This is a genomic window from Microlunatus panaciterrae (assembly GCF_016907535.1).
Taxonomy (GTDB): domain Bacteria; phylum Actinomycetota; class Actinomycetes; order Propionibacteriales; family Propionibacteriaceae; genus Microlunatus; species Microlunatus panaciterrae.
Genome location: NZ_JAFBCF010000001.1, coordinates 73,976 through 99,909, shown reverse-complemented (window position 1 = coordinate 99,909; position 25,934 = coordinate 73,976). Strand labels below are relative to the sequence as shown.

23 protein-coding genes are annotated in these 25,934 nt (G+C 66.5%); 10 read left to right on the top strand and 13 right to left on the bottom strand.

The genetic code is table 11. From position 1 onward, the window contains the following. Positions 1-69: 69 nt before the first annotated feature. From JOE57_RS00490 to JOE57_RS00470, 5 genes are all read left to right on the top strand, one after another. The gene (locus JOE57_RS00490) at positions 70-2,355 is read left to right on the top strand and encodes a heavy metal translocating P-type ATPase (protein WP_204915897.1); all 2,286 of its coding nucleotides are present in this window, start codon (positions 70-72) and stop codon (positions 2,353-2,355) included. Positions 2,356-2,412: 57 nt separating this feature from the next. Further along, positions 2,413-2,811 carry a 3-aminobutyryl-CoA ammonia lyase gene (gene kal, locus JOE57_RS00485; RefSeq protein ID WP_204915896.1) on the top strand — a complete coding sequence of 133 codons (399 nt, stop codon included), beginning with the start codon at positions 2,413-2,415 and terminating at the stop codon, positions 2,809-2,811. Positions 2,812-3,763: 952 nt separating this feature from the next. After that, positions 3,764-5,428 (top strand): apolipoprotein N-acyltransferase, encoded by a 1,665-nt coding sequence (gene lnt, locus JOE57_RS00480; protein ID WP_204915895.1) that lies wholly within the window; start codon positions 3,764-3,766, stop codon positions 5,426-5,428. After that, positions 5,425-6,201, top strand: a complete 777-nt coding sequence (locus JOE57_RS00475) for a glycosyltransferase (RefSeq protein WP_204915894.1) — start codon at positions 5,425-5,427, stop codon at positions 6,199-6,201. The genes lnt and JOE57_RS00475 overlap by 4 nt, the downstream gene beginning before the upstream one ends. A gap of 23 nt (positions 6,202-6,224) precedes the next feature. After that, positions 6,225-6,710: an FxsA family protein gene (locus JOE57_RS00470; RefSeq protein ID WP_239578796.1), complete on the top strand. Its 486-nt coding sequence runs from the start codon at positions 6,225-6,227 to the stop codon at positions 6,708-6,710. A 154-nt stretch (positions 6,711-6,864) separates the two neighbouring features. Here the strand turns inward: JOE57_RS00470 and JOE57_RS00465 are convergent, their stop codons facing one another. The 6 genes from JOE57_RS00465 to JOE57_RS00440 all read right to left on the bottom strand — a co-directional run bounded on the left by JOE57_RS00465 (position 6,865) and on the right by JOE57_RS00440 (position 11,430). After that, on the bottom strand, positions 6,865-7,113 hold the full coding sequence (locus JOE57_RS00465; protein ID WP_204915892.1) for a DUF6458 family protein: 249 nt from the start codon (positions 7,111-7,113) through the stop codon (positions 6,865-6,867). Positions 7,114-7,261: 148 nt separating this feature from the next. Continuing rightward, a complete protein-coding gene (locus JOE57_RS00460) occupies positions 7,262-7,642 on the bottom strand; it encodes an RNA polymerase-binding protein RbpA (protein ID WP_204915891.1) in 381 nt (126 codons plus the stop codon). A 76-nt stretch (positions 7,643-7,718) separates the two neighbouring features. Continuing rightward, positions 7,719-9,068 (bottom strand): MFS transporter, encoded by a 1,350-nt coding sequence (locus JOE57_RS00455; protein WP_338041081.1) that lies wholly within the window; start codon positions 9,066-9,068, stop codon positions 7,719-7,721. A 95-nt stretch (positions 9,069-9,163) separates the two neighbouring features. Beyond that, positions 9,164-9,946, bottom strand: coding sequence for a glycerophosphodiester phosphodiesterase family protein (locus JOE57_RS00450; RefSeq protein ID WP_204915890.1), 783 nt, complete (start codon positions 9,944-9,946; stop codon positions 9,164-9,166). 4 nt (positions 9,947-9,950) lie between these two features. After that, positions 9,951-10,535: a PGPGW domain-containing protein gene (locus JOE57_RS00445; protein WP_204915889.1), complete on the bottom strand. Its 585-nt coding sequence runs from the start codon at positions 10,533-10,535 to the stop codon at positions 9,951-9,953. Positions 10,536-10,569: 34 nt separating this feature from the next. Beyond that, positions 10,570-11,430 carry a serine hydrolase gene (locus JOE57_RS00440; protein ID WP_204915888.1) on the bottom strand — a complete coding sequence of 287 codons (861 nt, stop codon included), beginning with the start codon at positions 11,428-11,430 and terminating at the stop codon, positions 10,570-10,572. A 91-nt stretch (positions 11,431-11,521) separates the two neighbouring features. On the opposite strand from JOE57_RS00440, the gene pdxY reads away from it, so the two are divergent. Beyond that, positions 11,522-12,376, top strand: a complete 855-nt coding sequence (gene pdxY, locus JOE57_RS00435) for a pyridoxal kinase PdxY (RefSeq protein ID WP_338041080.1) — start codon at positions 11,522-11,524, stop codon at positions 12,374-12,376. A 9-nt stretch (positions 12,377-12,385) separates the two neighbouring features. Here pdxY and JOE57_RS00430 read toward each other — a convergent pair whose 3' ends face one another. Next, a complete protein-coding gene (locus JOE57_RS00430) occupies positions 12,386-14,113 on the bottom strand; it encodes a SulP family inorganic anion transporter (protein WP_338041078.1) in 1,728 nt (575 codons plus the stop codon). An 87-nt stretch (positions 14,114-14,200) separates the two neighbouring features. Continuing rightward, complete coding sequence (locus tag JOE57_RS00425) at positions 14,201-15,727, bottom strand: UDP-N-acetylglucosamine 1-carboxyvinyltransferase (protein WP_204915886.1); 1,527 nt, start codon at positions 15,725-15,727, stop codon at positions 14,201-14,203. 157 nt (positions 15,728-15,884) lie between these two features. On the opposite strand from JOE57_RS00425, the gene lpdA reads away from it, so the two are divergent. Beyond that, positions 15,885-17,285, top strand: coding sequence for a dihydrolipoyl dehydrogenase (gene lpdA, locus JOE57_RS00420; RefSeq protein WP_204915885.1), 1,401 nt, complete (start codon positions 15,885-15,887; stop codon positions 17,283-17,285). Positions 17,286-17,506: 221 nt separating this feature from the next. On the opposite strand, the gene JOE57_RS00415 is transcribed toward lpdA, so the two are convergent. The 3 genes from JOE57_RS00415 to JOE57_RS00405 form a co-directional block, all read right to left on the bottom strand. Continuing rightward, positions 17,507-18,487: a LacI family DNA-binding transcriptional regulator gene (locus tag JOE57_RS00415; RefSeq protein WP_239578795.1), complete on the bottom strand. Its 981-nt coding sequence runs from the start codon at positions 18,485-18,487 to the stop codon at positions 17,507-17,509. Between the two features lie 81 nt (positions 18,488-18,568). Then, positions 18,569-20,011 carry a GH1 family beta-glucosidase gene (locus tag JOE57_RS00410; RefSeq protein WP_204915883.1) on the bottom strand — a complete coding sequence of 481 codons (1,443 nt, stop codon included), beginning with the start codon at positions 20,009-20,011 and terminating at the stop codon, positions 18,569-18,571. 130 nt (positions 20,012-20,141) lie between these two features. Beyond that, a complete protein-coding gene (locus JOE57_RS00405; RefSeq protein ID WP_204915882.1) occupies positions 20,142-20,570 on the bottom strand; it encodes a CBS domain-containing protein in 429 nt (142 codons plus the stop codon). Positions 20,571-20,709: 139 nt separating this feature from the next. Between JOE57_RS00405 and JOE57_RS00400 the strand changes: the two genes are divergently transcribed. Then, positions 20,710-21,306 carry an HhH-GPD-type base excision DNA repair protein gene (locus JOE57_RS00400; protein ID WP_204915881.1) on the top strand — a complete coding sequence of 199 codons (597 nt, stop codon included), beginning with the start codon at positions 20,710-20,712 and terminating at the stop codon, positions 21,304-21,306. A gap of 256 nt (positions 21,307-21,562) precedes the next feature. Here the strand turns inward: JOE57_RS00400 and yczR are convergent, their stop codons facing one another. Beyond that, positions 21,563-22,996, bottom strand: a complete 1,434-nt coding sequence (gene yczR, locus JOE57_RS00395; RefSeq protein WP_204915880.1) for a MocR-like transcription factor YczR — start codon at positions 22,994-22,996, stop codon at positions 21,563-21,565. A 63-nt stretch (positions 22,997-23,059) separates the two neighbouring features. On the opposite strand from yczR, the gene yczE reads away from it, so the two are divergent. Together yczE and JOE57_RS00385 are read left to right on the top strand one after the other, a co-directional pair. Next, the gene (yczE, locus tag JOE57_RS00390) at positions 23,060-23,770 is read left to right on the top strand and encodes a membrane protein YczE (protein WP_204915879.1); all 711 of its coding nucleotides are present in this window, start codon (positions 23,060-23,062) and stop codon (positions 23,768-23,770) included. 39 nt (positions 23,771-23,809) lie between these two features. Continuing rightward, positions 23,810-24,631, top strand: a complete 822-nt coding sequence (locus JOE57_RS00385) for a DUF1206 domain-containing protein (RefSeq protein ID WP_204915878.1) — start codon at positions 23,810-23,812, stop codon at positions 24,629-24,631. Between the two features lie 37 nt (positions 24,632-24,668). On the opposite strand, the gene JOE57_RS00380 is transcribed toward JOE57_RS00385, so the two are convergent. Next, on the bottom strand, positions 24,669-25,709 hold the full coding sequence (locus tag JOE57_RS00380; RefSeq protein WP_239579003.1) for a toll/interleukin-1 receptor domain-containing protein: 1,041 nt from the start codon (positions 25,707-25,709) through the stop codon (positions 24,669-24,671). Between the last annotated feature and the right edge of the window lie 225 nt (positions 25,710-25,934).

The following is a 25,934-nucleotide window of genomic DNA, read 5'->3' as shown; positions in this document are numbered from 1 at the left end:
CAGCAGCCCATGTCTCAGCAGCCCATGTCTCAGCAGCCCATGTCCAAGGGCCAGCAAGGAGCCACAGCGATGACCATCGAAACGCCCGCCGGACTCAGCGTCCCTAGGGCCGAGCACAGCATCGAACTGACGATCGGCGGGATGACCTGCGCCTCCTGCGCCGCCCGGGTGGAGAAGAAGCTGAACAAGATGGAGGGCGTCAGCGCCACCGTCAACTACGCCACCGAGAAGGCCAAGGTGAGCTATGCCGACAACGTGACCACGGATCAGCTGATCGCCACCGTCGTAGCGACCGGATATACCGCAGAACCTCCGGCCCCCGAACCGAGCGGCGCCGCGGCGAGCGTGCCGGAGAGTGTCGACGAGGAGGACCCGGTCTCACGGAGCCTGCGACACCGACTGACCGCCAGCGTGGTGCTGGCAGTGCCGGTGATCGCCCTCGGCATGATCCCCGCCCTGCAGTTCACCTACTGGCAGTGGTTGTCGCTGACCCTTGCAGCACCGGTGGTCACCTGGGGAGCCTGGCCGTTCCACCGTGCCGCGTGGACCAACCTGCGGCACGGGTCGGCGACGATGGACACGCTCGTCAGCCTGGGCGTACTGGCCGCATTCGGCTGGTCGCTGTACGCGCTGTTTCTCGGCGCTGCCGGTACGCCCGGGATGACGATGCCCTTCAGTCTGGTGCCGTCCCGTGGGTCCGGTGCCGAGGAGATCTACCTGGAGGTGGCCGCCGGGGTCACCATGTTCCTGCTCGCGGGCCGCTACTTCGAGGCGCGGGCCAAGCGACGCTCGGGAGCCGCGCTGCGGGCCCTGCTGTCGATGGGGGCCAAGGAGGTGGCCGTGCTCCGCCCGGGCGGCGAGGTCCGCGTCCCGGTGGCTGAGCTGAAGGTCGGTGACGCGTTCGTGGTCCGGCCGGGGGAGAAGATCGCCACCGACGGGATCGTCAGCACCGGCACCTCTGCCGTCGACGCCTCGATGCTCACCGGTGAGTCGGTGCCGGTCGAGGTCGCCCCCGGCGATCCGGTGGTGGGTGCGACCGTCAATGCCGGCGGCCGGCTGGTGGTCCGCGCAACCCGGGTGGGTGCGGACACGCAGCTGGCTCAGATGGCCCGGATGGTCGAGGACGCCCAGAACGGCAAGGCCTCGGTCCAGCGGTTGGCGGATCGGGTCGCCGCAGTCTTCGTACCCGTCGTGATCGCGATCGCGGCTGCCACGCTGGGCTTCTGGCTCGCGTACGGCGACTCGCCCGAGTTCGCCTTCACGGCCGGAGTCGCCGTGCTGATCATCGCCTGCCCCTGCGCGCTGGGTCTGGCCACACCGACGGCTCTGATGGTCGGGACGGGACGCGGCGCCCAGCTCGGCATCCTGATCAAGGGCCCGGAGGTGCTCGAGTCCACCCATCGGGTCGACACCGTGGTGCTGGACAAGACCGGCACTATCACCACCGGTCGGATGTCCCTGACCGACGTCACAGTGGCCGCGGGTCAGGACCGGACCGAGCTGTTGCAGCTGGCCGGTGCGCTGGAGCACGCCAGCGAGCATCCGATCGCCCGGGCCATCGCTGCTGCGGCCCTCGCCGAGACCGGCACGCTGCCCGAGGTATACGACTTCGCCAACGTCGAGGGTGTCGGGGTACGTGGAGTGGTGGACCTCGGCGGAAAACGCACCGTCCTGGTCGGTCGGCGCCGGATGCTTGAGGACACCGGTCAGACGTTGCCCGACCGCCTGGACGCGGCGATCACCGAAGCCGAGCGGCTGGGCAGGACCGCCGTCGTCGTCGCCTGGGAAGGCCAGGCTCGAGGTGTGCTGGTGGTCTCCGACACGGTCAAGCCGACCTCCAGGGAGGCGGTCAGCCAGCTGCGCCGGCTCGGTCTGCGGCCGGTTCTGCTGACGGGGGACAACCGTGCCGTCGCGCTGGCGATAGCTGCCGAGGTGGGGATCGACGCCGCCGACGTGATCGCTGACGTGCTGCCCGCCGACAAGGTCGCCGAGATCACCAGGCTGCAGCAGAGCGGAGCGGTGGTCGCGATGGTCGGTGACGGCATCAATGACGCCCCGGCGCTGGCGCAGGCCGATCTCGGTCTGGCTATGGGCACGGGCACCGATGTGGCCATCGAGGCCTCGGACCTCACCCTGGTCCGCGGGGACCTCCGGGTCGCCGCCGACGGGATCCGGCTGTCCCGCCGTACGCTGCGAACCATCCAGGGCAACCTGTTCTGGGCCTTCGCCTACAACGTGGCGGCGATTCCGCTGGCTGCGGCCGGCCTGCTCAACCCGATGCTTGCCGGCGCCGCAATGGCGTTCAGCTCGGTGTTCGTGGTCAGCAACAGTCTGCGGTTGCGCCGGTTCCGCTGAGGGCAGACCAGATCGCACAGGTCGCCGCAGACAGGGTCGGCGATTAGGATCCCGATCATGAGCGACCCTCGTCTCGGGCTGACCGTGATCCATCGTCGGTATGTGGGATACAACCACGCGCACTATGCCGGCAACCTGGTGGACGGTGCCTTCACGCTGGGCCTGTTCGGTGACGTCGCCACCGAGATCTGCATCCGGACCGACTCCGACGAGGGGCTCTTCGTCGGGTACGCGTCAGTGGAGTTCCTGGCACCGGTCCGGGCCGGCGACGTCGTCGAGACCGAGGGCACCGTGACGCGGGTCGGCAACAGGAGCCGGGAGATCACCTTCACCTCCCGCGTCGTCTGCCGCGGTGTCGCCGGTACGGACAGCGCCTCGCAACTCCTGGCCGACCCGATCCTCACCGTCCGCGCCGTCGGCACCGTAGTCGTCCCCAGCATCGCGACCGTGCCCTGAGCCCGACCCAAGTTCCCTGAGCCCTACCCACGTGCCCTGAGCTTGTCGAAGGGCGCAAGCTAGAGCCCCACCCGTGCCCTGAGCCCACGTGCCCTGAGCTTGTCGAAGGGCGTGGTGGAACCGCAGCCGCGTCTTCCGCTGGTTGCTTCTGTTTGGCGTCAAGTGGTGAGGGGTTTGATGGATGAGAAGTGCCTCGCCGACCATGTGGTGCCAAATCTCGCGTTCCGGGTTCTGTCGACTTTTCGGCCGGGTTCCGCGCTCTTGGGCTGGAAAAGTCGCGTTCTGTCGAGTTCTTGATCGGGTTCGGCGCTTTTGGGCTGGAGAAGTCGCGTTCTGTCGAGTTTTCGACCGGGATCGCTTTTGGGCTGGAATAGTCGCATTCTGTCGAGTTCTTGAATGGGGGAGAGCACTGCCGGTCCAGGGCCGGGCAGCACAGGTCGCCCATCCGCGGCGAGAGCGTGACGAGTGGCATCCGACAGGACACCGCCCCAGGAGCGACTCGGGCACGAGGTGAACACACGAATCGGCACGTCAGTAGGGGACCTGCTCGAGCTCCCCGCTCAGGGGACGCCGGCGTTCGGCAATCACGTGCCGATTTGTGTGCGTTGGCCCGCGCGTCGCAGATGGTGCGTGGCGCATCACGCGGCCTGGGCTTATCGAAGGCTCGTCCTCCGTGGCGAGAGCGTGGTGTGAGACCCTTCGACAGGCTCAGGGCACGCGGTCAGGCTCAGGGCACGGGGTCGGGGGCAGGGCACGGGGTCGGGGGCAGGGCACGGGGTCCGGGGCAGGGCACGGCGTCAGGTTCGGGGCGGGGCTGGCCCTTCGACAGGCTCAGGGCACGGGGTCAGGGGCAAGGCGCGGCTGGCCCCTCGACAGGCTCAGGGCGCGGTCAGGGGAAGGGCGCGTGGTCGGGCTCACGGCACGAGGAGCCCTGGGCACGTAGGCTCATCCTGTGACACTGATCCCTCGACCTGGGCGGCTTGTGGGGCTGGAGCGGCTGAGGCTGCGGTCGCGGCTGCCGCTGGTGCTGCTGGGCGGTGTGGCGATGGGGCTCAGTTGGCAGCCGTACAACTGGTGGCCGCTGCTGCTGGTTGGTCTGCCGGCGTTCACCCTGGGCGTGTTCCGGTTGCAGCGCCTGCGGCAAGCCTTCGGCCTGGGCTACGTGTTCGGGCTGGTGATGTTATCGGTCACAATCAACTGGCTGCACGTCCTTGGCTTCCCGGTGATGGCGGCCCTGATCCTGTTCGAGTCCCTGTTCTTCGGCTGCCTCGGGATCGGCATCAGTCTGGTGACCCGCCTTCGGGTATGGCCGTTGGGAGTGGCCTGTCTGTGGGTGCTGTGTGAGTTCGGCTACTCGCGAATCCCCTTCGGAGGTTTTGGCTGGACCCGGATCGGCTATGCCGCCGTCGACACCCCACTCTCCGGCTTCTTTCCGATCGTCGGTGTTGTCGGGGTCAGCTTCCTGGTGGCGTTGACCGGCCAGCTGGTGGCCTGGTTCACGCTGCACGTCCTTGGTCAGCGCGTGGCTGAGGACCCGATCCGGCTGAGGACCGCTGTCCCTGCTGCGGCGCTCGTCTTTGTGCTGGTCGGCACCGGCCTCGGCCTGCAGCACTGGCAGAACGAGCCGTTGGCCGGAACGAAGGGGTCGGTGAACGTTGGCATCGTCCAGGGCAACGTGCCTGGCCGCGGGATGGAGGCGATGGGCCGCGCCCGTACGGTGACCAACAACCATCTCCGCGAGACCATCAAGCTCACCCTGAAGGTGAGAGAGGGCATCACGCCACAGCCCGACTTCATCCTGTGGCCGGAGAACTCGACCGACATCGACCCGCTGTTGGACAGCCAGACGCGAGCAGTGGTCCAGTCCGCAACCCAGCTGGCCGACCGGCCGATTCTCGTTGGTGCGGTGATGGCCGGACCTGGAGAGGACGAGCGGCAGACGACTGCGCTGTGGTGGGATCCGACTCGGGGCGTTCTGGCGCGCTACGACAAGCGCAACCTGGTCCCGTTCGGCGAGTGGATCCCGTTCCGCGACGAGCTGCTACCGGTCATTCCGATGCTCAAGCTGGTCGGCGCTCAGTCCATCCCCGGCACCAAGCCGGGTGTACTGCACGTGCCGCTGACCGACGGCCGGCGGATCGCGGTGGGGGACGTGATCTGTTTCGAGCTCGCGTACGACACGACCGTGTACCAGACCATGACCAACGGCGCACAGCTCCTGATGGTGCAGAGCAACAACGCTACCTACGGAGGGACCGGCCAGATCGAGCAGCAGTTCGCCATCACCCGGGCCCGGGCCATGGAGTCCCGTCGCGAGATCGCCGTGGCCACCACCAACAGCGTCTCGGGTTTCATCGACCGGGACGGCCGGGTGGTGTTCAGGACCAAGCAGTTCACCGCCGACTCAGCGGTCCGGGCGCTGCCGCTGCGGACCTCGCTGACTCCGGCGGTGCGCTTCGCGCCCTGGCTGGACCTGGCTCTGGCCCTCGCCGGTGGCGTGTTCCTGTTGCTGGGATTCCTGGCGCGACGTCGGGCGGACCGGGCGTCATTTGGCCTGGTACGGGAGAATGGGGGCCAGCCGGACCTGTCCCGACCCGAGAAAGAAGCTGCCGAGTGAGCGACCTAGGCAAGATCCTCGTCATCATCCCGACCTACAACGAAGCCGAGAATGTCGAACGGATCGTGTCCAGAGTGCGCGCCAGCGTGCCGGCCGCACACGTGCTGATCGCCGACGACAACTCGCCCGATGGCACCGGCAGACTGGCCGATGACCTGGCTGCGGCGGACGCCCAGGTGGAGGTCCTGCACCGGCGTGGCAAGGAGGGCCTCGGCGCCGCCTATCTGGCCGGTTTCCACTGGGGCCTGGAGCGCGGCTACGACGTGCTGGTCGAGCTTGACGCGGACGGTTCGCACCAGCCTGAACAGCTGCCGAGCCTGCTTGCGGCGCTGCATACGGCGGACATGGTCAAGGGGTCGCGGTGGGTTCGTGGCGGCTCGGTCGTCAACTGGCCGCAGTCGCGCAAGATCCTCTCCCTGGGCGGCAACCTGTGGACCCGGCTGATGCTCGGCATCCCGCTGAAGGATGCCACCGGTGGCTACAACGTGTTCCGGGCCGAAACGCTCCGGAACATCGGCCTCGACGACATCGCCTCGGCCGGCTACTGCTTCCAGGTGGACCTGGCCTGGCGAGCACTCAAGGCTGGGTTCAAGGTGGTCGAGGTGCCGATCACCTTCGTCGAGCGTGAGTACGGCGACTCCAAGATGAGCCAGCAGATCGTGATCGAGGCCCTCATCCGGACGACGCTCTGGGGGATCGCCCATCGCGCCCGCCAACTGCGTGAGCTGGGTCGTCGCACCGGTTCTGCGCCGGTTGGGGAGGTGACGCGATGAGGCTCAGAAGGGGCTGGCCACTGATGCTCTTCATGGCACTGGTGGTTGCTGTGCCCATCTTCGAGGTGTGGCTGTTGATTCAGGTGGGCCACCAGATCGGCGTGCTGCCGACCATCGCGATCCTGGTCGCCGAGGCGATTCTCGGTGGCTGGCTGTTGAAGAGAGAGGGCGGGAAGGCCTGGAAGGCACTGAACGACGCCCTCGGCACCGGCCGGATGCCCAGCGGAGAGATGACCAATGCCGCGCTGGTACTGGTGGGTGGTGTCCTGCTGATGCTTCCCGGCTTCGCCTCGGACCTGATCGGCTTCTTCTTCCTGCTGCCGTTCACCCGGCCCTGGGCCCGTCGGATCGTGGGCTTCTTCGTCGCCCGCCGGGTGCAGAGTCTGGGCGTCAACGTCCCGGTGATGCGGGCGCGCCTGCGTCATGAAGACCTGATCGAGGGTGAGGTCGTCGACGCCACCAAGCGTCAGCGGCGCGACGACACCGTCATCTCGGGCGAGATCGAGTAGTTGTCCAGCTCTTCGACAAGCTCAGAGCGCCGTACGTCAACGTGCTCTGAGCCTGTCGAAGAGCGCCGTACGTCAACGTGCTCTGAGCCTGTCGAAGAGCGCCTTAATGCGAATCACTCTTCGACAGGCTCAAAGCACTTGCTTTGCGGCAGGCTCAGACGGCGGGCGGCTGGGTCGGCGGGACGTTGCCCTCGACGTCCACGCGACGCTCGGTGGTGTGCTTGGTGCGGGTGCGCTGGGTGTGTTGGATCAGACCCAACACGATGACCACAATGCCGGCGATCAGGAAGATCCAGCCGAGCACCGACTCGTCGATCGGCCATGAGTCCGGGAAGTCGATCGCGTGGAAGAGCAGGATGGCGCCGATGATGCCGAGGAAGACACCGAGTCCGATTCCGTACATGAGACAACTCCTTCTGGCCGCTGGGGGTCAGGACCTCGACCCACGGTAGCGGGAAGGCGCCGGAACAGCACGACGCCACTCCCGGACGTCGCGATTGCCGACCAGTGCAACCAGGACGCGGGAGCGGCGTCGTCACCTCAGGATCTGTTCAGGCACTCTTCTTAGAGCGTGAAGGGCGCGCGAACTGAGGTGGTCCCACCTCACCGGAGCGCAACAGGTCGAGTCGCTCGGCGAGAAGATCTTCGAGTTCGGCGATCGAACGACGTTCGCGGAGCATGTCCCAGTGCGTACGGACCGGCTTCTCTTCCTTGGCTTCGGGCCGCTCGCCGTCGGACCGCAATGACTCGGCTCCGCAGCGCGGGCACTCCCAGAGCGCGGGAATGTCGGCCTCCTGCGCGAACACCAGAGTGAAGTGATGCTTCTGTGGGCAGTCGTAACTGATTTCTTGGCGTGCTGCGAACTCGATACCGGCCTCGTCTTCGAAGCTCTTGGCACCCAGCCCGGTTCCCTTGAGAGAACGATCGGCCATCTGACAACCTCCCGGCTAGTGATCTCCTATGTTCAACTCCCCGGCAGGGCGAAATGTTCCTCACTCCCCATGCCGGCTATGACGCGGCATCGAGCGGTACCGGCTGCATCCGTGCAGGTGGCTTCACCAACGACAGCGCCACGGCCCCCGCCAGCAACACTAGCGCTATTCCGATGATCCCCAGCCGGTCGGAGTCGAAGACGCCGGAGAACACCGCGAACAGGCTGGGCGCCAGGAAGGAGACGGCGCGGCCGGTGGTCGCGTACAGGCCGAACATCTCACCCTCTCGGCCCACCGGTGCAAGTCTGGCCAGGAAGGTGCGCGAACTGGATTGGGCCGGTCCCACCCAGAGGCACAGGATGAGACCGAAGATCCAGAACATGGTCGGACCGTGCAGAAACAGCAGAGCGAGGGCGGTGGTCACCAGACCGCCCAGCGAGACCAGGATGATCGGCTTGGGTCCGACCCGATCCTCGATGAACCCGGCGGTCAGGGCGCCGAGCGCTGCCACCACGTTGGCGGCGACCCCGAAGATCAGCACACTGCCGGGGTTCAACCCGTACACGCTGACGGCAAGGATCGCCCCGAACGAGAACACGGCGGCCAACCCGTCGCGGTAGAGGGCACTGGCGACCAGAAAGAAGACTGCATTCCGGTCGGCCCGGAACAGCGACCGCAGGTGGTGCCATAGGACCCGGTAGGAGGCGAAGAACCCGACCCGCTGAGACCTGGGCCCGGGTGCGATCTCCGGCACCGCCACCAGGACCGGGATCGCGAAGACCAGGAACCAGAGGCCGGCGAAGACTGCGACCATCCGATACTTCAGTCCGCCTTCGGCCGTGGCGCCGAACCAGCCCATGTCGGGGTGGATGAAACCCACGTAGCAGATGAGCAGCAGGACGATGCCGCCGAAATAGCCCATCGACCAGCCGAAGCCGGACACGGCGCCGATCGTTCGCGGGGTGGAGACCTGCGGGAGCATCGCGTTGTAGGAGACGCCGGCGAACTCGCTGAACACGGAACCGATCCCGAACAGCGCCAGACCGAGCCAGAGGTAGTGATAGTCCTGTTTGACGAAATACAGGCCGAAGGTGCTGGCGATCACCAGTCCGGTCCAGATGGCCAGGCTGCGGCGGCGACGACCGCCTGCATCCGCACGCTGACCCGTGACCGGCGCCAACAGGGCGATGGCCAGACCGGCGATCCCGGTCGAGATGCCCAGCCAGGTCGGACCGCTGAGTGAGCCCTCCGGGAGGTTCTTCGCCACCCCGGTCGTCAGGTAGGGCCCGAAGACGAACGAGATGATGACCGCGTTGTACGCCGCCGAACCCCAGTCCCACAGCCCCCAGGCGACCACGGTCCGCTTCCTGACCCGGGCGACCAGTGAGAGCCCTTCCTCCGCCGCCAGGTTGTTACCGGTGGCCACGACGCACCGGATCCGTCCCGCCGTGCTGGCCCATCAACCGCACCGGGCCATCAACCGCACCGAGCCGGCCATCGGCACCTCTTCCCCTGCTCGCGTCAGCTCCAGAGCCCACGGGCAGTGAGCACATCCTTCAAGGTATCGATTCGATCGGTGAATATGCCGTCAACACCCACGTCCAGCAGCCATTCGATCGTGGGTGCGTCGTCGATGGTCCAGACGTGCACCTGCTTGCCGGCTCGGTGCGCCGCCCGGAGCAGGGCCGGGGTCAGCACCTGCAGCTGCCAGCGCAGGAAGGTGTGGGTGATCGGCAGCTGCAGCACCGCGGCGGGAGTGTTGAGCAACCTGGTCAGCGACGGTGCAAACCGGTTCCAGGCCACCCCCCGGGTGCTGGCGGCGGACGGAACGCGCCGGCCGAGCCGACGGCGCAGTCGATGCAGCCGGTCATAGCCGAACGAAGACACGCAGACCCGGTCGTACGCCTCGTACTCGGCGATGACATCGGCCAGCAGGTCGACGGCGGCCGGTGCCTTGGCGTCGATGTTGAACCGTGCCTGCGGGAAAGCAGTGAACAGCTCGCCCAGCGTGGGAATGGCGTCCCGCCCAGCGATTCTCGCCTCGGCGACCTGGGCGTAGGGGAGTTCGGCAATCAGGCCCCGCTGATCGGTGACGCGATCCAGGCGGTCGTCGTGGAAGGCGAGCAGGACCCCGTCGGCGGTGGCGTGCACATCGGTCTCCAGGTAGCGGTAGCCCCGCTCCACCGCCTGACCGAACGCGTGCAGCGTGTTCTCCCGATCGAAGTTCTCGCCGTCCGCTGCGCCACCGCGGTGGGCGAGGGCCAGGAAGGGCGCGTCGAAGTAGGCGTAGTCCGCTGCGCGCATCGGGTCAGATCCCCGGCAGCACGGAAAGGATCGACTTGGCGATGTCCGGAAGCCACTCGGGGACGCCGAACAACAGCATCGAGGAGTAGCCGATGAGGCCGCAGCAGGCGAAGAAGACGATCCAGAAGGCCGTCTGCTGCCACCTGCTCCACGACCGGAACCGCTCGAGCTGTCGCTTGAAGACGAACATCAGTCGCTGGGCCCACTCGAACTCACTCGACCAGATCGCGAGCCCCAGCAGCACCAGCGGAATGCCTCCCGGGCCCGGGAACGGTCCCGTCACCAGGCCGAGGCTGACGAACAGCAGGCCAGCAAAACCGACCGCAAAACGGTAGAAGACGAGCTTGCGCGGATCGGCGCGGATCTTGCGGCGCCAGTGCCAGCGGTCATCGTGCTGGTCCAGCACGATGTTGTTGTCGGTGCGGGACGGGTCGCGGTCGGGACCGTCGTCGCGGCCAACGGCCTCGGATCGGTCGTGACCGTCCGATGCAGCGGCTTTCGACGGCTCGCGATCACTCATGGGGCCGGCATCCCCTTCGTCGCACAGGGCCAGGTCAAAGTCGCTGGTGTCCTCAACGCTGGCCGACATGGCTCCACTCTAGGAGGAAAACTCAACAACGCGCTCACCAGGCTGGCACCAGTTGGTCGCGATGACGCCACACCTGCGCTGCAATGGCGTGGATGAACCCTCGTGCCGACCCCTCGTTCCAGCCGCCGGTGGTGGCCACGCTGAGCACCAGCTCCGCGGCGTCCGAGGGCCGGATCAGGGCCGCGTCATGAAGTACGCCCGTGACCCAGCCGTTCTTGTGCGCCACATACGTCCCCTCCGGCAGGGCGGCACGGATCTCGGTATCGATCTCGTTGGCGGCGAGCATCTCCAGCACCGCGGCGCAGGCCTGGCTGGAACCGGCCGTCTGGTCGCCGAGCGCCAACAGCAGGGTCGTCAGACCCCGGGTGGTGATGACGTTGGTCAGGCCCCTGTCGGCAGCCGCGAAGTCGCCGATACCGCGCACCACCTCGACGCCATCCGCCCCGAGATCGGCCAGCGTCGCGGTGACCGCCGGCAGTCCGACCGCGGCCAGCACCAGGTTGGTGGCGAGGTTGGAGGACCTGACCAGGCTTCGTCGGCAGAGCCAGGCCAGCGGCACGTGCTGACCCACCCGTCCCCACACCTCGGGATCCGAGTCGTCGGTCCGGTCGACCTCGAACGTCCCGCCGACCCGGGAGATGAACTCGTTGTGCACCAGGATCGGACTCTGCAGGTCCAGCCGTCCCTCGTCGGCCCGCCGGTAGCACGCCAGCACCAGCGGCAGCTTCATCGCGCTGGCGGCGTAGTGCCGGGCATCGGCGTTGAACTCGAACAGGGTCTGGTGTTCAGCCACCGTGGCGAGGGAGACCGACACGAGGGCAGCGGCGTCGCCCGACTGCGTCGACTGCACCACGCGTCGCAGCGCCTCGGTGATCGTCCCTGGACAACTCAGCACTGCACCATTCAAGCAGCGTTCCGGACTTGTCCAGGGAGCCCGCGTCAGCCGCAGCGCCGGCTCTGGGGCGGCCAGTGCCACAATGTCGGGCGTGACCTCCATCATGTCGATCCAGTCCTCGGTCGCGTACGGCCACGTCGGCAACTCGGCCGCAACCTTCCCGCTGATGCGCCTCGGGATCGAGGTGTGGCCGGTGCTGACCGTGCACTTCTCCAACCACACCGGGTACGGCTCGTGGCGGGGACCGCTGCTGAAGAGCAGCGATGTCGCCGAGGTCGTCAGCGGCATCGACGAGCGAGGCGTTCTGGGCCGGTGTGATGCCGTGCTGTCCGGTTATCAGGGCGGCGAGGACGTCGGGGCGGTCATCCTCGACACGGTGAAGCTGATCAAGGAACGCAACCCCGCGGCCATCTACTGCTGTGATCCCGTGATGGGCGACGTCGGTCGAGGGTTCTTCGTTCGGCCTGGCATCCCGGAGTTCATGCGTGACCACGTGGTGCCGGCGGCCCAGGTGATCACGCCCAACCAGTTTGAGCTGGAGTTCCTGACCGGACTGCAGACGACGTCCGTACCGGACGTGCTGAAGGCGGCGGACGCCGCCCGGGCGATGGGACCCGAGACGGTGCTGGTCACCAGCGTGGTGCACGACGCGGCCGACCAGGACACGATCGACATGATCGCCGTCACCGGCGAAGGCGCGTGGTCGGTCACCACCCCGCTACTGCCCCAGACGTTCACCGGTGCCGGCGACATCACCGCCGCGATGTTCCTGGCGCATCTGCTGACCACCGGGGATCCCGCCGCTGCCGTCTCGCGGACCGCCGCGATCGTGTACGGGGTGCTCAAGACCACAGTCGAGTCTGGGCAGGGCGAACTGCAGCTGGTGGCGGCCCAGGAGGAGATCGCCGCGCCCAGCCACACCTTCGAGGTCACCAGGCTCCGCTGAGCCAAGGGGTCAGCGGGCCGGCGGGTGCTCCAGTCCGGCTGGCGCCGTGCCATGCTTCTGGCGATACCAGGCGATATAGGCCTCGACCGCTGTCGGCAGGGTCATGAAGATGCGATCATCGCCCAGCCGCTGGACGAACCCGGCGGCGGCCAGCGCATCGCGCATGTCCTGCTTGACGCGGGCCATCGCGAACACGATGCCCTGACTCTCCAGAATGCGGCGGACTTCGTCCAGCACGTCGACTGCGGTCAGGTCGACCTCCACATTGGCCTCGGCGTTCAACAGAAACCACTCGACCGGGGTGTCGGACGCCTCGACGGCCGCCATCACCCGATTCTTGAAGTTCTCGGCGTTGGCGAAGAACAGCGGCGAGTCGTAGCGGTAGACGACCAGGCCCGGCACCTGCCTGCCGGTTGCGTAGTCGTCGACGTCATGCATGCCGGGTAGGCCAGGGACGTAGCCCAGGATGCCGTCGTGCGGGTTGACGATCCTGCGCAACAGGTCCAGCAGGGACAGCGCGATCGCGACCCCGATGCCATACAGCACGTTGAAGACGAGCACCGAGACCGTGGTGGCCAGTGCCAGCATCAACTCGCTGCGCCGGAACCGGCCGATCCTGCGCAGCTCGGCGATGTCGATCAACTGGATGGCCGCATAGACCACGACGGCACCCAATGCGGCCTTCGGGAACGCGGCCAACACGGGACTGAGGAAGAACATGGTGGCGAGCACGGTCGCCAGCGACACCAGCGAGAACAACTGGCTGCGGCTGCCCATGATGTCACCGAGCACCGTACGACTACCGCTGCTGCTGACCGGGAACCCGTGCAGCAGGCCGGCGGAGATGTTGGCAGCGCCCAGAGCGAGGAACTCCTGGTTGCCGTCCACCTGCTCGTGCCGCTTGGCGGCGAACGCTCGGCCGGTCAGCACGTTGTCGGTGTAGCCGACCACGGCCACGCCGAGGGCTGCGGGGATCAGGGTCACCATCTCCAGGCCGCTGAAGCTGGGGACCGCTGGGGACGGCAGGCCACGCGGGATCTGCCCGATGGTGGAGATGCCGTAGGCCTTCAGGCCGAACAGCCAGGTCACTCCGGCGGCGAGCAGCATCCCGATCAGCGGCCCGGGCAGACGCGGCAGCCAACGCCGGATCGCCAGCAGCACAACCAGCACGCCGATGGACATCGCCAGGGTGGGCCATTGGATCCGGCCCAGCTGGGTCCCGATCGAGCGCAGCTCGGCCAGCGTGGACGTCCCTGCCACCTCCGTGCCGGTCAGCTTGCCGAACTGGCTGACGATCATAAGCACGGCGATCCCGGCCATGTAGCCGACCAGCACCGGTCTCGACAGCAGGTTGGCGAGGAAACCCAGCCGACCGATCCAGCCGAGCAGACAGACACCGCCGACCGCAATCGCCAGCGCCGCTGCCACCTCGGCATGCCGTTCCGCGTGGCCGGAGACCATGACGCCCACGGCGGCAGCGGTCATCAGGGCCGTGGTGGACTCGGGACCGATCGACAGCTGCGGCGAGGAGCCGAGCACCGCATAGATCATGAGCGGCCCTACACAGGCCCACAGCCCGCTCACCGCCGGCAGGCCCGCGACCTCGGCGTAGGCCATCACCTGGGGAACCAGGTAGGCGGCGACCGTGACTCCGGCCAGCAGGTCACCGCGCAGCCACGTACGCCGGTAGTGCATCAGCCGCCACAGACCCGGCATTCCGCGCTGCACGACGCGCACGGCTCGAGGTTCTATCGTCTCCGACGACACACGATGAAAGTTACCCTGCGGCGACCGCTCCCGTGCCGAACCTCAGCAGCGGATGCGTCAGTCCCGGAACACCTCGATGTTGGCGCCGAGAGCGTTCAGCCGGTTCGCCAGGTCCTCGTAGCCCCGGTTGATCACATAGACGTCACGCAGCACCGACTCGCCGCGGGCCGCCAGCATGCCCAGCAGGATGCAGACAGCCGGACGCAGCGCCGGCGGGCAGACGACCTGCTGACCACGCCAGCGGGTCGGACCCTCGACGATCACCCGGTGCGGGTCGAGCAGCTGCACGCGTGCGCCCAGCCGGTTCAGCTCGGTGAGGTAGATGGCGCGGTTCTCGTACACCCAGTCGTGGATGACCGTCGAACCCTGGGCCGTGGCCGCGATCACCGCGAAGAACGGGAGGTTGTCGATGTTGAGTCCCGGGAATGGCATCGGGTGGATCTTGTCGATCGGGGAGCGGAGCTCGGACGGGCGAACGGTCAGGTCCACCAGCCGGGTATGCCCGTTGGCGGCGACGTACTCCTCGCCCAGTGAGAACTGGAGTCCCATCTCCTCCAGGACGGCCAGCTCGATCTCGAGAAACTCGATCGGCACTCGCTCGATGGTCAGCTCCGAGCCCGTCACGATGGCCGCGGTCAGCAGGCTCATGGCCTCGATCGGGTCCTCCGACGGAGCGAACTCCACATCGGTGTTGATGTTCCTGATGCCGCGGATCCGCAGCGTCGTCGTGCCGATTCCGTCAATCTGGACACCGAGCCGGGTGAGGAACACGCAGAGGTCCTGCACCATGTAGTTCGGGCTGGCGTTGCGCAGCACCGTCAGGCCCGGCGTCTGGGCGGCCGCCAGCAGGGCGTTCTCGGTCACCGTGTCGCCGCGCTCGGTCAGGGTGATCGGCCGGACCGGCTCGACCGACTCGTCCACGGTGCAGTTGTAGAAACCGTCGGTCGGCACCACCGACAGGCCGAAGCGTCGCAGCACCTGCAGGTGCGGCTCGATCGTGCGCTGACCAAGATCACAGCCACCGGCGTACGGGAGCTTGAACTCCGAATAGTTGTGCAGCAGCGGCCCGAGGAACATGATCACGCTGCGGGTGCGGCGAGCGGCCTCGACGTCCATCGACTCCAGGTCGAGCTCGTCAGGGCGGATCAACTCGAGATCGGCGTCGTTGTTGAGCCAGGTGGCCTTCACCCCGATGCTGGTGAGCACCTCGAGGATCCGGTTGACCTCCTCGATCTTGGCGATGCCGCGGATGAGCGTACGACCTCGGTTGACCAGGCTGGCGCAGAGCAGTGCGACGGCGGCGTTCTTGGAGGAGCGGACATGGATCCGGCCGTTCAGCTTGGCGCCGCCCTGCACGCGAAGGTGTTGCGGCCCGGCGGCACCGACCGAGATGATCGGGCTGTCGAGGGCCTCGGCGATCCTGGTCACCATGTCCAGGCTGAGGTTCTGATTCCCTGCTTCGATCCGGTGCACCGCGCTCTGACTCGTTCCGAGGACGTTCGCCAGCTGCATCTGGGTCAGGCCCCGGTGCTTGCGTGCGTCACGGATGAGTCCGCCGATGCGATCAAGGTAAGTATCAGTCACCCGAAGAGATTAACTCATATCAGAGATATTTGCGGTCTCGAGCGGCGTGTCAGGGGGGTGTTGCGAGCGAAATCACACCAGCCGCGGACCAGGATGACCAGGTTGCGGGGACAACCCACAGTGGTCTCTGACGGTGACGCCTCCTAGAGTGTGGCACATGACCGCACACTTTGATGTCGTAGTCCTGGGCGCCGGCCCGGGAGGGTATGTCGCCGCCATCCGGGCTGCCCAGCTCGGCCTGAAGACCGCCGTTGTCGAAGACAAGTACTGGGGTGGGGTGTGCCTCAACGTCGGCTGCATCCCGACGAAGGCTCTGCTCAGGAACGCCGAGCTGGCTCACATCTTCCAGAAGGAAGCCAAGACCTTCGGCATCAGCGGTGACGTCAGCTTCGACTTCGGCAGCGCACATCAGCGCAGCCGGAAGGTGTCGGACCGGATGGTCAAGGGTGTGCACTTCCTGATGAAGAAGAACAAGATCACCGAGATCAACGGCTGGGGGTCGTTCCAGGACGACAAGTCGATCATGGTCAAGACCGCCGACGGAGACAGCCAGGTGCTGACCTTCGACAACTGCATCGTCGCCACCGGTGCCACGACCAGGCTGTTGCCCGGCACCCGGCTGAGCGAGCGGGTGGTGACCTATGAGGAGCAGATCGTCACCGACAACCTGCCGGAGTCGATCATCATCGCTGGTGCCGGAGCCATCGGAGTCGAGTTCGCCTACGTGATGGCGAACTACGGCGTCGACGTCACCCTTGTCGAGTACCTCGACCGTATCGTTCCGCTCGAGGACCCGGAGATCTCCGCGGAGCTGACCAGGGCGTACAAGAAGCTGGGCATCACCTTGCGGACCTCGACCAAGGTGGAGCAGATCGACGACTCGGGCGACAAGGTCAAGGTCACCGTCAGCCCGGCCGCCGGTGGGGCGTCCCAGGTGCTCGAGGCCGACAAGGTCCTGCAGGCGATCGGCTTCGCGCCCCGCTCGGAGGGTTACGGTCTGGAGAAGACCGGGGTCAAGCTCAGCGAGCGTGGGGCGATCGAGATCGACGAGGGTATGCGCACCTCAGTGCCGCACATCTTCGCCATCGGCGACGTGACCGCAAAGTTGATGTTGGCGCACACCGCGGAAGCCCAGGGCGTGGTCGCGGCCGAGACGATCGCCGGAGCCGAGACGATGGCGCTCAACTACGACATGATTCCGCGGGCTACCTACTGCCAGCCTCAAATCGGCTCCTTCGGCTACACCGAACAGCAGGCGCGCGACAAGGGCTACGACGTCAAGGTCGGCAAGTTCCCGTTCAGCGCGAACGGTAAGGCTCACGGGCTGGGTGACGCGACCGGCTTCGTCAAGGTGGTCGCCGATGCCAAGTACGGCGAGCTGCTCGGTGCGCACCTGATCGGTCCCGACGTCACCGAGCTGCTGCCGGAGCTGACGCTGGCTCAACTGTGGGACCTGACCGCCCATGAGGTGGCACGCAACGTCCATGCCCACCCGACCCTCTCCGAAGCGCTGAAGGAAGCCGTCGAGGGCGTTGCCGGCCACATGATCAACCTCTGAGGTTTCCGCGCTCTGAGCCTGTCGAAGAGCGTCCTTCGACGGGCTCAGGACACGTCCTTCGAGGTTTCCGCGCTCTGAGCTTGTCGAAGAGCGTCCTTCGACGGGCTCAGGACACGTCCTTCGACGGGCTCAGGACACGTCCTTCGACGGGCTCAGGACACGTCCTTCGACGGGCTCAGGACACGTCCTTCGACGGGCTCAGGACACGTCCTTCGACAGGCTCAGGCGGAGTCGCGGATGACCAGTTCTGTCGGCATGATGCAGAGCCGCTCCTCGGGCTCGCGGCCGGCCAGGATGTCGAGCACCATGTCGGCCATGGCATAGCCCATCTGCTCTGACGGCTGGTTGACCGTGGTGAGTCGGATCTGCCCGGAGACGGCGGCAGGGGAGTCGTCGAAGCCCACAACGGCGACGTCCTCGGGGACTCTCCGCCCCCGGGCAGCCAACGTCTCCAGCGCTCCCCGGGCCATCAGGTCGCTGGCGACAAAGACAGCGTCAAGATCGGGAAACCGGTCGAGCAGCTCGCCCATCGCCAGTGCAGCGGTATGCCTGGTGAAGTCGCCGCAGGCAATGGCGTCGGGAGCGAGACCGGCCTCGACCACGGTTCGACGCCAGCCCTCCAGCCGGTCGATGGCTGCCGGCATGTCCGGCGGACCGGTGATGGTGGCGATCCGTTGACGTCCTCGGACAACGAGGTGGCGGGTGGCCTGGGTCGCCCCAGCCACGTTGTCGACATCGACGTAGTAGCCGTCACTGAGGTCGGGCAGGGCGGGCCTGCCACCGAAGACCAACGGCATCGAACGACTGAGGTCCAGTAGGTCTTGGTCAGCGGAGTGGTGGGACACGACGAGCGCGCCGTCGACGTTGCCGCCCTGCAGATACCGCCTGGTCTTGCGGGTGGGGTCCGAGCTGGCGACCAGCAGGTTGAGGACGTAGTCGCTCGCCTCCAGCCGGGCCGTGATGCCTTTGACGATCGAAGCGAAATATGGGTCGCCGAAGAAGCGCGCGACGTCCTCCGGCACCAGCAACGCCAGTGCGTACGTCTGCCGGCTCGCCAGCGAACGGGCCGCCCGGTTGGGTACGTAGTTGAGCCGAGCGATGGCGGCCGTGACCGTGTCGACCACTTCCGGTCGCACCTTCGGGGAGCCGTTGACGACCCGAGAGACCGTTGACCTGCTCACGCCGGCTTCGGCTGCCACCATCTCGAGCGTGGGCAGCAGGGGCCTCCCCGCCCTAGCCACCCTCGATACTGACGATCGCTCGCTGGCGGTCATGATCCGGCGTTACCGATCGACCGGTACTGGACCGGCGGCGTGACCGAGGCGTCGCGCGGCGATGATCCGGGCGTACTCGCTGCCACTCTCCTTGATCGTCCGCCGCTGCGTGGCATAGTCCACTGCAACGATGCCGAAGCGCTTGTGGTAGCCCCAGGCCCACTCGAAGTTGTCCATCAGTGACCAGTAGAAGTAGCCGCGGACCGGTACGCCGTCGTCGATCGCGTCCAGCACAGCGTTGAGGTGAGCCTTAAGGAAGGCAGTACGTGACGCGTCGTGGACCACTCCGTCGGCAGCCACCTCGTCATCGAAGGCTGCGCCGTTCTCAGTGACATACAGGTCCAGGTCCATTGCCGCCGCATACTCGGAGTGCAGTCGGACCAGGAGCTCGCGCAGTCCGTCCGGTTGGATCTCCCAACCCATCCCGGTCCGCGGCAACCCCTGGAGATGGGAGTGAAACCCTTCTGCGGCCGGGAACGGTGATGCGGTCTTTCGTCCGGTCTCCGCCTGCGCATCTGCCAGCTGCGCCGGCGGCTGGTCGCTGACAGCCTCACCGTGGTAGTAGTTCACACCGAGTACGTCGATCGGGGTGGAGATGATCTCCAGGTCGCCGTCATGCACGTACTCCTCGAACCCAAGGCCGGCGACGTCGGCCAGGACGTCGTCGGGGTAGCGACCGCGCAAGATGGGATCCAGGAAGAACCGGTTCATCTGACCGTCGATGCGACGGACGCCCTCGAGGTCTCCCGGGGCATTGGCATCAAGTGGTTTGGCCACGGTGAAGTTGAGGGTGAGACCCAGGGTCAGGTCCTCGTTCTGTTCCCGCAGCGCCTGCACTGCCAGACCGTGTCCCAGCAGCAGGTGGTGGGCCGCCGCCAGCCCCGCCAGCTTGTCCTGACGTCCCGGGGCGTGCACACCCGCGGTGTAGCCGAGGAAGGCCGCGCACCACGGCTCGTTCAGCGTGGTCCACACCTGCACCCGATCACCGAGGGCCTGCTGCACGTTGAGCGCGTAGTCGCGGAACAGATAGGCCGTGTCGCGGTTGGTCCAGCCGCCCCTGTCCTCGAGCGCCTGCGGCAGGTCCCAGTGGTACAGCGTCAGCCAGGGCTTGATGTCGCGTTCGAGCAGCTCATCCACCAGCCGCGAATAGAAGTCCAGCCCTCGGGGGTTGACCGGCCCCCCGTCCGGCTGGATGCGGGCCCAGGACGTGGAGAACCGGTAGCTGTCCAGACCGAGCTCAGCCATCAGGGCCACGTCCTCGCGATAGCGGTGGTAGTGGTCGCAGGCCACTGCGCCGTCGTGGCCGTCGAGCACCGCTCCCGGCACCCGGCAGAAGGTGTCCCAGATCGAGTCGGTCCGGCCGTCCGTGTGGTGTGCCCCCTCGATCTGGAAGGCGGCCGTTGCGGCGCCGAAGACGAAATCGGGCCTGAAGGTTCGAAGATCTTGGGTCAACTCAGGTCTCCTTGCGGTCGGTGACCGGATTGGTCCGGAACCGAGGTGGATGCGCTCGATTCCGGGGCAGAACTGAGAGCGCTCTCACGTTAGAAGAGGCCATCAGCGGTGTCAATCACCTGGCCGCTGGTCAGCGCGAGACGTAGCCCTCCAGCTGGTCGCGTTCGAACTCCAACTCGCCGATCCGGCTCTTCACCACGTCGCCGATGCTGACGATGCCGCACAGGGCACCGTCGTCGTCCAGCACCGGGATGTGCCGCACGCGCTGCTCGGTCATCATCGACATCAGCATGTTGACCGAGTCCTTGGGTGTGCAGGTGTGCACCTCGGTGGACATGATCTCCTCGACTGTGGAGTCGAGGATGTGAGGGCCTGCCGCCAGTTGACGGACCACGTCCCGCTCGGAGACGATCCCCTCCACCTGCTTCCCGTCGGAGGAGACCACCACAGCGCCGAGATTGTGCTTCTCGAGCAGGGCCACCAACTCTCGGACGGTGGCCTCGCGACCGATCACGATGACGGCTGAACCTTTAGCAGCAAGTACTTGAGAGATGTGCATGGCGGCCTCCTTGCAGAGAGAGTAGCGTGGCCGGGCCTTACTGAACAGAGTCCTCTGGAGGGTCACCGACGGGTCGCGATCAGCGAGTGATCAGCCGAAACATGAAGGCAGGACTGGCCCTGCGTGGGAAGATGTGGCCATGACCTCCCGGGAACCCCGTGATCTGCACCTGACTGGCGACGCTTCCGCTGACGAACTGCTGTCGGACAATGCCAACGCCCTGCTGATCGGCATGGTGCTTGATCAACAAGTGCCCATGGAGAAGGCCTTCGCCGGCCCTGCGGTGATTGCGGAGCGGATGGGTGGCACCTTCGATGTGCGGGCCATCGCTGCCATGGAGATCGATGACTTCATTGCTCTGTGCTCGGAGCGCCCTGCGGTGCACCGTTTTCCGGGCGCGATGGCCAAGCGGGTGCACCAGGTCTGCCAGGTCCTGGCGGAGGAGTACGACGCGGACGCAGAGGCAATGTGGCGCACGGCCGCCGACGGGGCTGAGCTGAAGGGACTGATCGCCCGGCTGCCAGGATTCGGTGATCAGAAGGCGTCCATCTTCACTGCCCTGTTGGGGAAGCAGTACGGCTTCGCCCCCCAGGGGTGGCGGGAGGCGGCGGGTCCGTACGGCGAGGACGGTGTGTATCGGTCGGTGGCCGACGTTGTCGACGCCGACTCCCTCTCCAAGGTTCGCGACTTCAAGAAGTCTGCCAAGGTCGCTGCTCGGGCAGCCAAGGCCAGCTGAACCTGTCGATGTGTCCTGAGTCTGTCGATGTGTCCTGAGTCTGTCGATGTGTCCTGAGCCTGTCGATGTGTCCTGAGCCTGTCGAAGGACAAGGGCTTGCCGATGCGGATACGTGTCCTGAGCTTGTCGAGGGACACTCCTCACAGGTGGTGTGAGCGCTCTTCGACAGGCTCAGAGCGCGTAGGAGTGTTCAGAGCGCGTTGTGGTGGCTCAGATCAGAGCGCGTGGGCTCAGAGCGCTTAGGGTGGCTCAGACGTCAGGCAGTCAACCGCAACCCTGGGGACACGGGCTCGGGCGCGCCGCTGCGGATGTCCTGGTAGGCACGAGCCAACCGACGTACGGCTTCGGTGAGCACGTCTTCTGCCGAGGTGAACGGCAACCGTAGATGTCGCTCACCTCCCGTCTCGACATGGAACGACGTTCCACTGTTCAGGGCCAGACCGTGGCGTTCGGCGGCCACGACCAGCCGGGTGGCCTGCTGCTCAGGCAGGGTGACCCACAGTGCGAGGCCTCCTGTCGGTCGGATCAGCTCCCACACGGGAAAAGCCGCCAGCTCGGCCACCAGATGATCACGACGCGCGGCGAAGCGCCGACGCTGAAAGTCCAGGATTGCGGTCGGTTGGCTGATCAACTCGGCCGTGACCTGCTGTTCCAGCGGAGCAGCGCCGAGGTCGAGGGCGGCGCGCACTGTGACGAGTGGCCTGACGAGGTGGCGAGGGGCACGAATCCATCCGATTCTGAGCCCACCCCAGAAGGCCTTGCTGGCCGAGCCGAGAGTGATGACTTCGGAGCTGAATGCTGCCAGCGGGAGAGGCATGCGTTGGCTGTCCAGGGACAGCTCGACCAACGTCTCGTCCACGACCGGGATGCTGCCGTGGGCTTGCAGAGTCTGGGCCACATGTTGCCGGGTCTGCTCGTCCATGCAGGCGCCAGTGGGATTCTGGAAGTCGGGTATCAGGTAGGTGAGCCGCGGTGCGGTCTGTCGCAGGGCGACGGTGAACGCCTCGTCGTCCCATCCGTCGGCTGAGACGGGAAATCCCACCGGCCTGCCGCCGTTGCGCCGGATGGCTTCGATGGCGTTCGGATAGGTCGGGGTCTCCATCAGGACCCGGTCGCCGGAGCGCAACAGGGTGCGGGCGACGATGTTGAGCGCGGACAGCGCGCCTGCCGTGATCACGATCTGGTCGGCCGACGTGTCCAGGCCGCGTCTGACGTACCACTGAGCCAGTTCCTCGCGCAGCCGTTCCAACCCGTCGGGCAGATAGCCGTGGCCGGCCAACAGAGAAGGAAGATCCTCCACGGCGCGGGCGAAGGCATGGGCCACGCCAGGTGGCGCGGGGGCGCAGGCACTGCTGAGCCCGATCACGGCGGCGCCTTCGTCGACCCCATCGGGAAGCATCGGGCTGGTCGCGCGCGGTTGCGAAAGTGAGACGAAGTTGCCCGCACCGCGGCGGGCGGTCAGGTAGCCGCGGTCGCGCAGATCGGCATACGCACCGGCGACGGTGGTGCGGCTGAGCGCCAGCACATCGCTCAGCTCGCGTTCGCTGGGGAGGCGGACCTCATGACCCAGGCGGCCGTCGATGACCAGCATCCGGATGCGATCGGCCAGGTCACGGTAGACGGGTGATAGGAACGGACTCGTGCCCAGCAGCGCCCTCATCCGTGACCCCGAGACCCACCGTTCCGCCATAAGGGCCACCCTTTCACGATTGGCTATAGATAACCAGGCCACTTGCCCGGCAGAGTGGGCCGCATGCCGTTCACGTTGAAAGCTGGGCCCCGCTACGACCTGCCCAAGATGACGCCGATAGAGCAGCTGCGTGCCGGTCGGCTGGCGCGCAGGCTGCCGCAGCTGTTCTTCGGGCTGTTCCTGTTCGGTTTCTCGATGGCGATGATGGTCCAGGCGGGGCTCGGTCTGGACCCGTGGGACGTGCTGCACCAGGGCCTGGCCCGGTTCGTACCGTTGAGCTTCGGCACCATCACCATCGGCGTCGGGGTGATCGTGTTGCTGCTCTGGATACCGCTGCGGCAGTGGCCTGGCTTCGGGACCGTCGCCAATGCCATCGTGGTCGGCCTGGCCGCCGACTTCGGCCTCGCCGTCCTCCCCGCGCCGGAATCGATGACCGTCCGCATCACTTTCATGCTGCTGGCTATCGTGCTGAACGGACTCGCCGGCGCGATCTACATCGGAAGCCAGCTGGGTCCGGGTCCGCGGGACGGGCTGATGACAGGGCTGGCTGCACGCACCTCCGGGAGTCTCCGACTGATCCGGACCAGCATCGAAGTCTCCGTGCTCGTGATCGGCTTCCTGCTCGGCGGCACCGTGGGTGTCGGGACCGTGCTGTACGCGGTGGGAATCGGCCCGCTGGTGCAGTTCTTCCTCCCGCTGGTGGCCGTCCGAGTCGAACGCCCGACGCGCCTTGGTGCGACGAATGCTGCAGCTACTGCGCTGGAGTCGGCCTAGTTTCCGACGTCACCCTCGGCTGGTCAATAGAGTGTGGCCATGACATCTGACGTTCGCGGCACCACCAAGCAGGCGGGTGCGAAGCTGCAGCAGAACAAGGGCTATCGCGTACTCGTGGCGGTCGGCCTGATCAGCTATGGGCTGGTGCACCTGCTGATCACCTGGATCGCCGTTCAGCTTGCCTGGTTCGGGCGAAAGGGTGACGTCTCCAGCCAGGGCGCCCTCGGGGAGCTGGCGAAGCAGCCCTTCGGGTTCGTCCTGCTCTGGGTGGCGGCCATCGGCTTCTTCACGCTCGTGCCGTGGCAGGCGATCGAGGCCGCAACGGGACACCGTGACAAGCAGGGCGCCCGACGCGTGCGACGCCGGATCGGCTCCGCCGGACGCTCCATCGTCTATCTGGCGCTGGGGATCAGTGCTGCAGGTTTTGCGCTGGGGTCGCGGGCGCACTCGGGAACGAGTCAGCGGACGCTGACGTCGAGGCTGATGGGGGCGCCGTTCGGGCAGCTGCTGGTGATCATCCTGGGGGCTGCCGTGATCGGCGTCGGCATTTATCTTGTCGTCAAGGGGGTCCAGCAGAAGTTCAGGGATGACCTGCGTGGGGGCGTGGGCAAGGCTGCCATCCGGCTCGGCATTGTGGGTTACGTCGCCAAGGGCATCGTCCTGGTCGTCATCGGTCTGCTGTTCGGCTATGCCGCCATCACCCACGACCCCAAGAAGGCCGGCGGGATGGATACGGCGCTGAAGATCTTGCGGCAACAGGCATTCGGGCCGGCCTTGTTGACCATCATGGCGCTCGGCATCGCCTGCTTCGGACTCTTCTGCTTCGTCTGGGCGCGCAACGCCAAGCACGACACCATCTGAGCGGTGAATCGACCGGGGCCTTCGCTGAGCGGATGAGTCAGCTGTTCACGAGAAAGGCAATCAGGATGAAGAGCGCAACCGCGACCCAGATGGCTCCCCAGATGAGGGCGGCTTTGCGTAGGCCGCGAGTTTCGGCTCGACGCCCGGCGCGTCTCAGCGTCCACGCTGCGAGGCAGATTCCGCCGATGGCTGCCGCGACAAAGACAATCGGTCCGGTGGGGTAGCCGACGCTCAATACATCCCAGATGATGACCAGCACCAGTCCGAGCGACATCAGGTGGATCCGCCACTGGGTCGGTTGCCTCGGTGCAGACCTCTCCGCGGATTCTGATATCGGCCGGGTCCCCGGCACTTGTGCAGTTCCAGTCCTGTCTGCAGATCCACGGCCAGGATCTGCGTCGAGAGGGGACGCGCGCTCTCGGGCATGTCTTCTCGGTGGGGACTTCTCTGGGTCCGGGTTCAGCAACCGGTCGATCTCACGTCCGACGCTCTCGGCGACGTCAGGTCGTCGCCGAAGACGTGCAAGCAACTGCGCGGCGACCTCCCGATCCACCGGGTCGTCGAGATAGATCCTGAGCTCGGCCACCAGATGCACCTGATCCTTGAAAGGCAGGGACTGAGCCTCAATGGCCTCTCGGAAGGTGTTCATGTACGAGATGGGTGCGGCGGGTGGTGCAGGCAGAGGATTAGGTAGCGCCGGGGGTGCAGGACGCGAGGCGACGGCGCTGACCAGAGCGATGGCAGCCTCGACTGATCGCACCCGATAGTCGACGATCTGGGCGTTTGCGACCGATGGAGGCGCGAGTTGCACCGCCACGTTGTTGACCATCACCGGCAATACCGGTCTTCGCAACTGGATCGCATAATCCAACTCCGACGCGCAGGCGCGCGAACGCAGCGAGTCCGGGCTCAGGGCGAAGATGAACAGCGTGCAGGACCGGATCTGCTCCAGGATGGTGTCCCACCAGATCTGCCCGCCGGTCAGCTCGCGGTCCATCCAGACGTCCAGGTGTGCACGATCGATGTCGGCGGCAAGGGCCTCGACCGCGGCACGATCCTGGTTCGCATAACTGATCATGATCGACATGGCTCACCCGATCGTCATCGATACGATCAACGAATGGCAATGACCGGGGCCCCGACATTCCCAGATCTCAGCCTAGGACCTTCGTAGCGCCGTCACAATCGTCAGTGTCGGCCGGGGTGGGGGATTGCCCTTGGACAGACTCAGGGCGCGTGGCCTTTCGGGCTCAGGGCGGGTGGTGGCCCTTCGACAGGCTCAGGGCGCGTGGCCTTCGGGCTC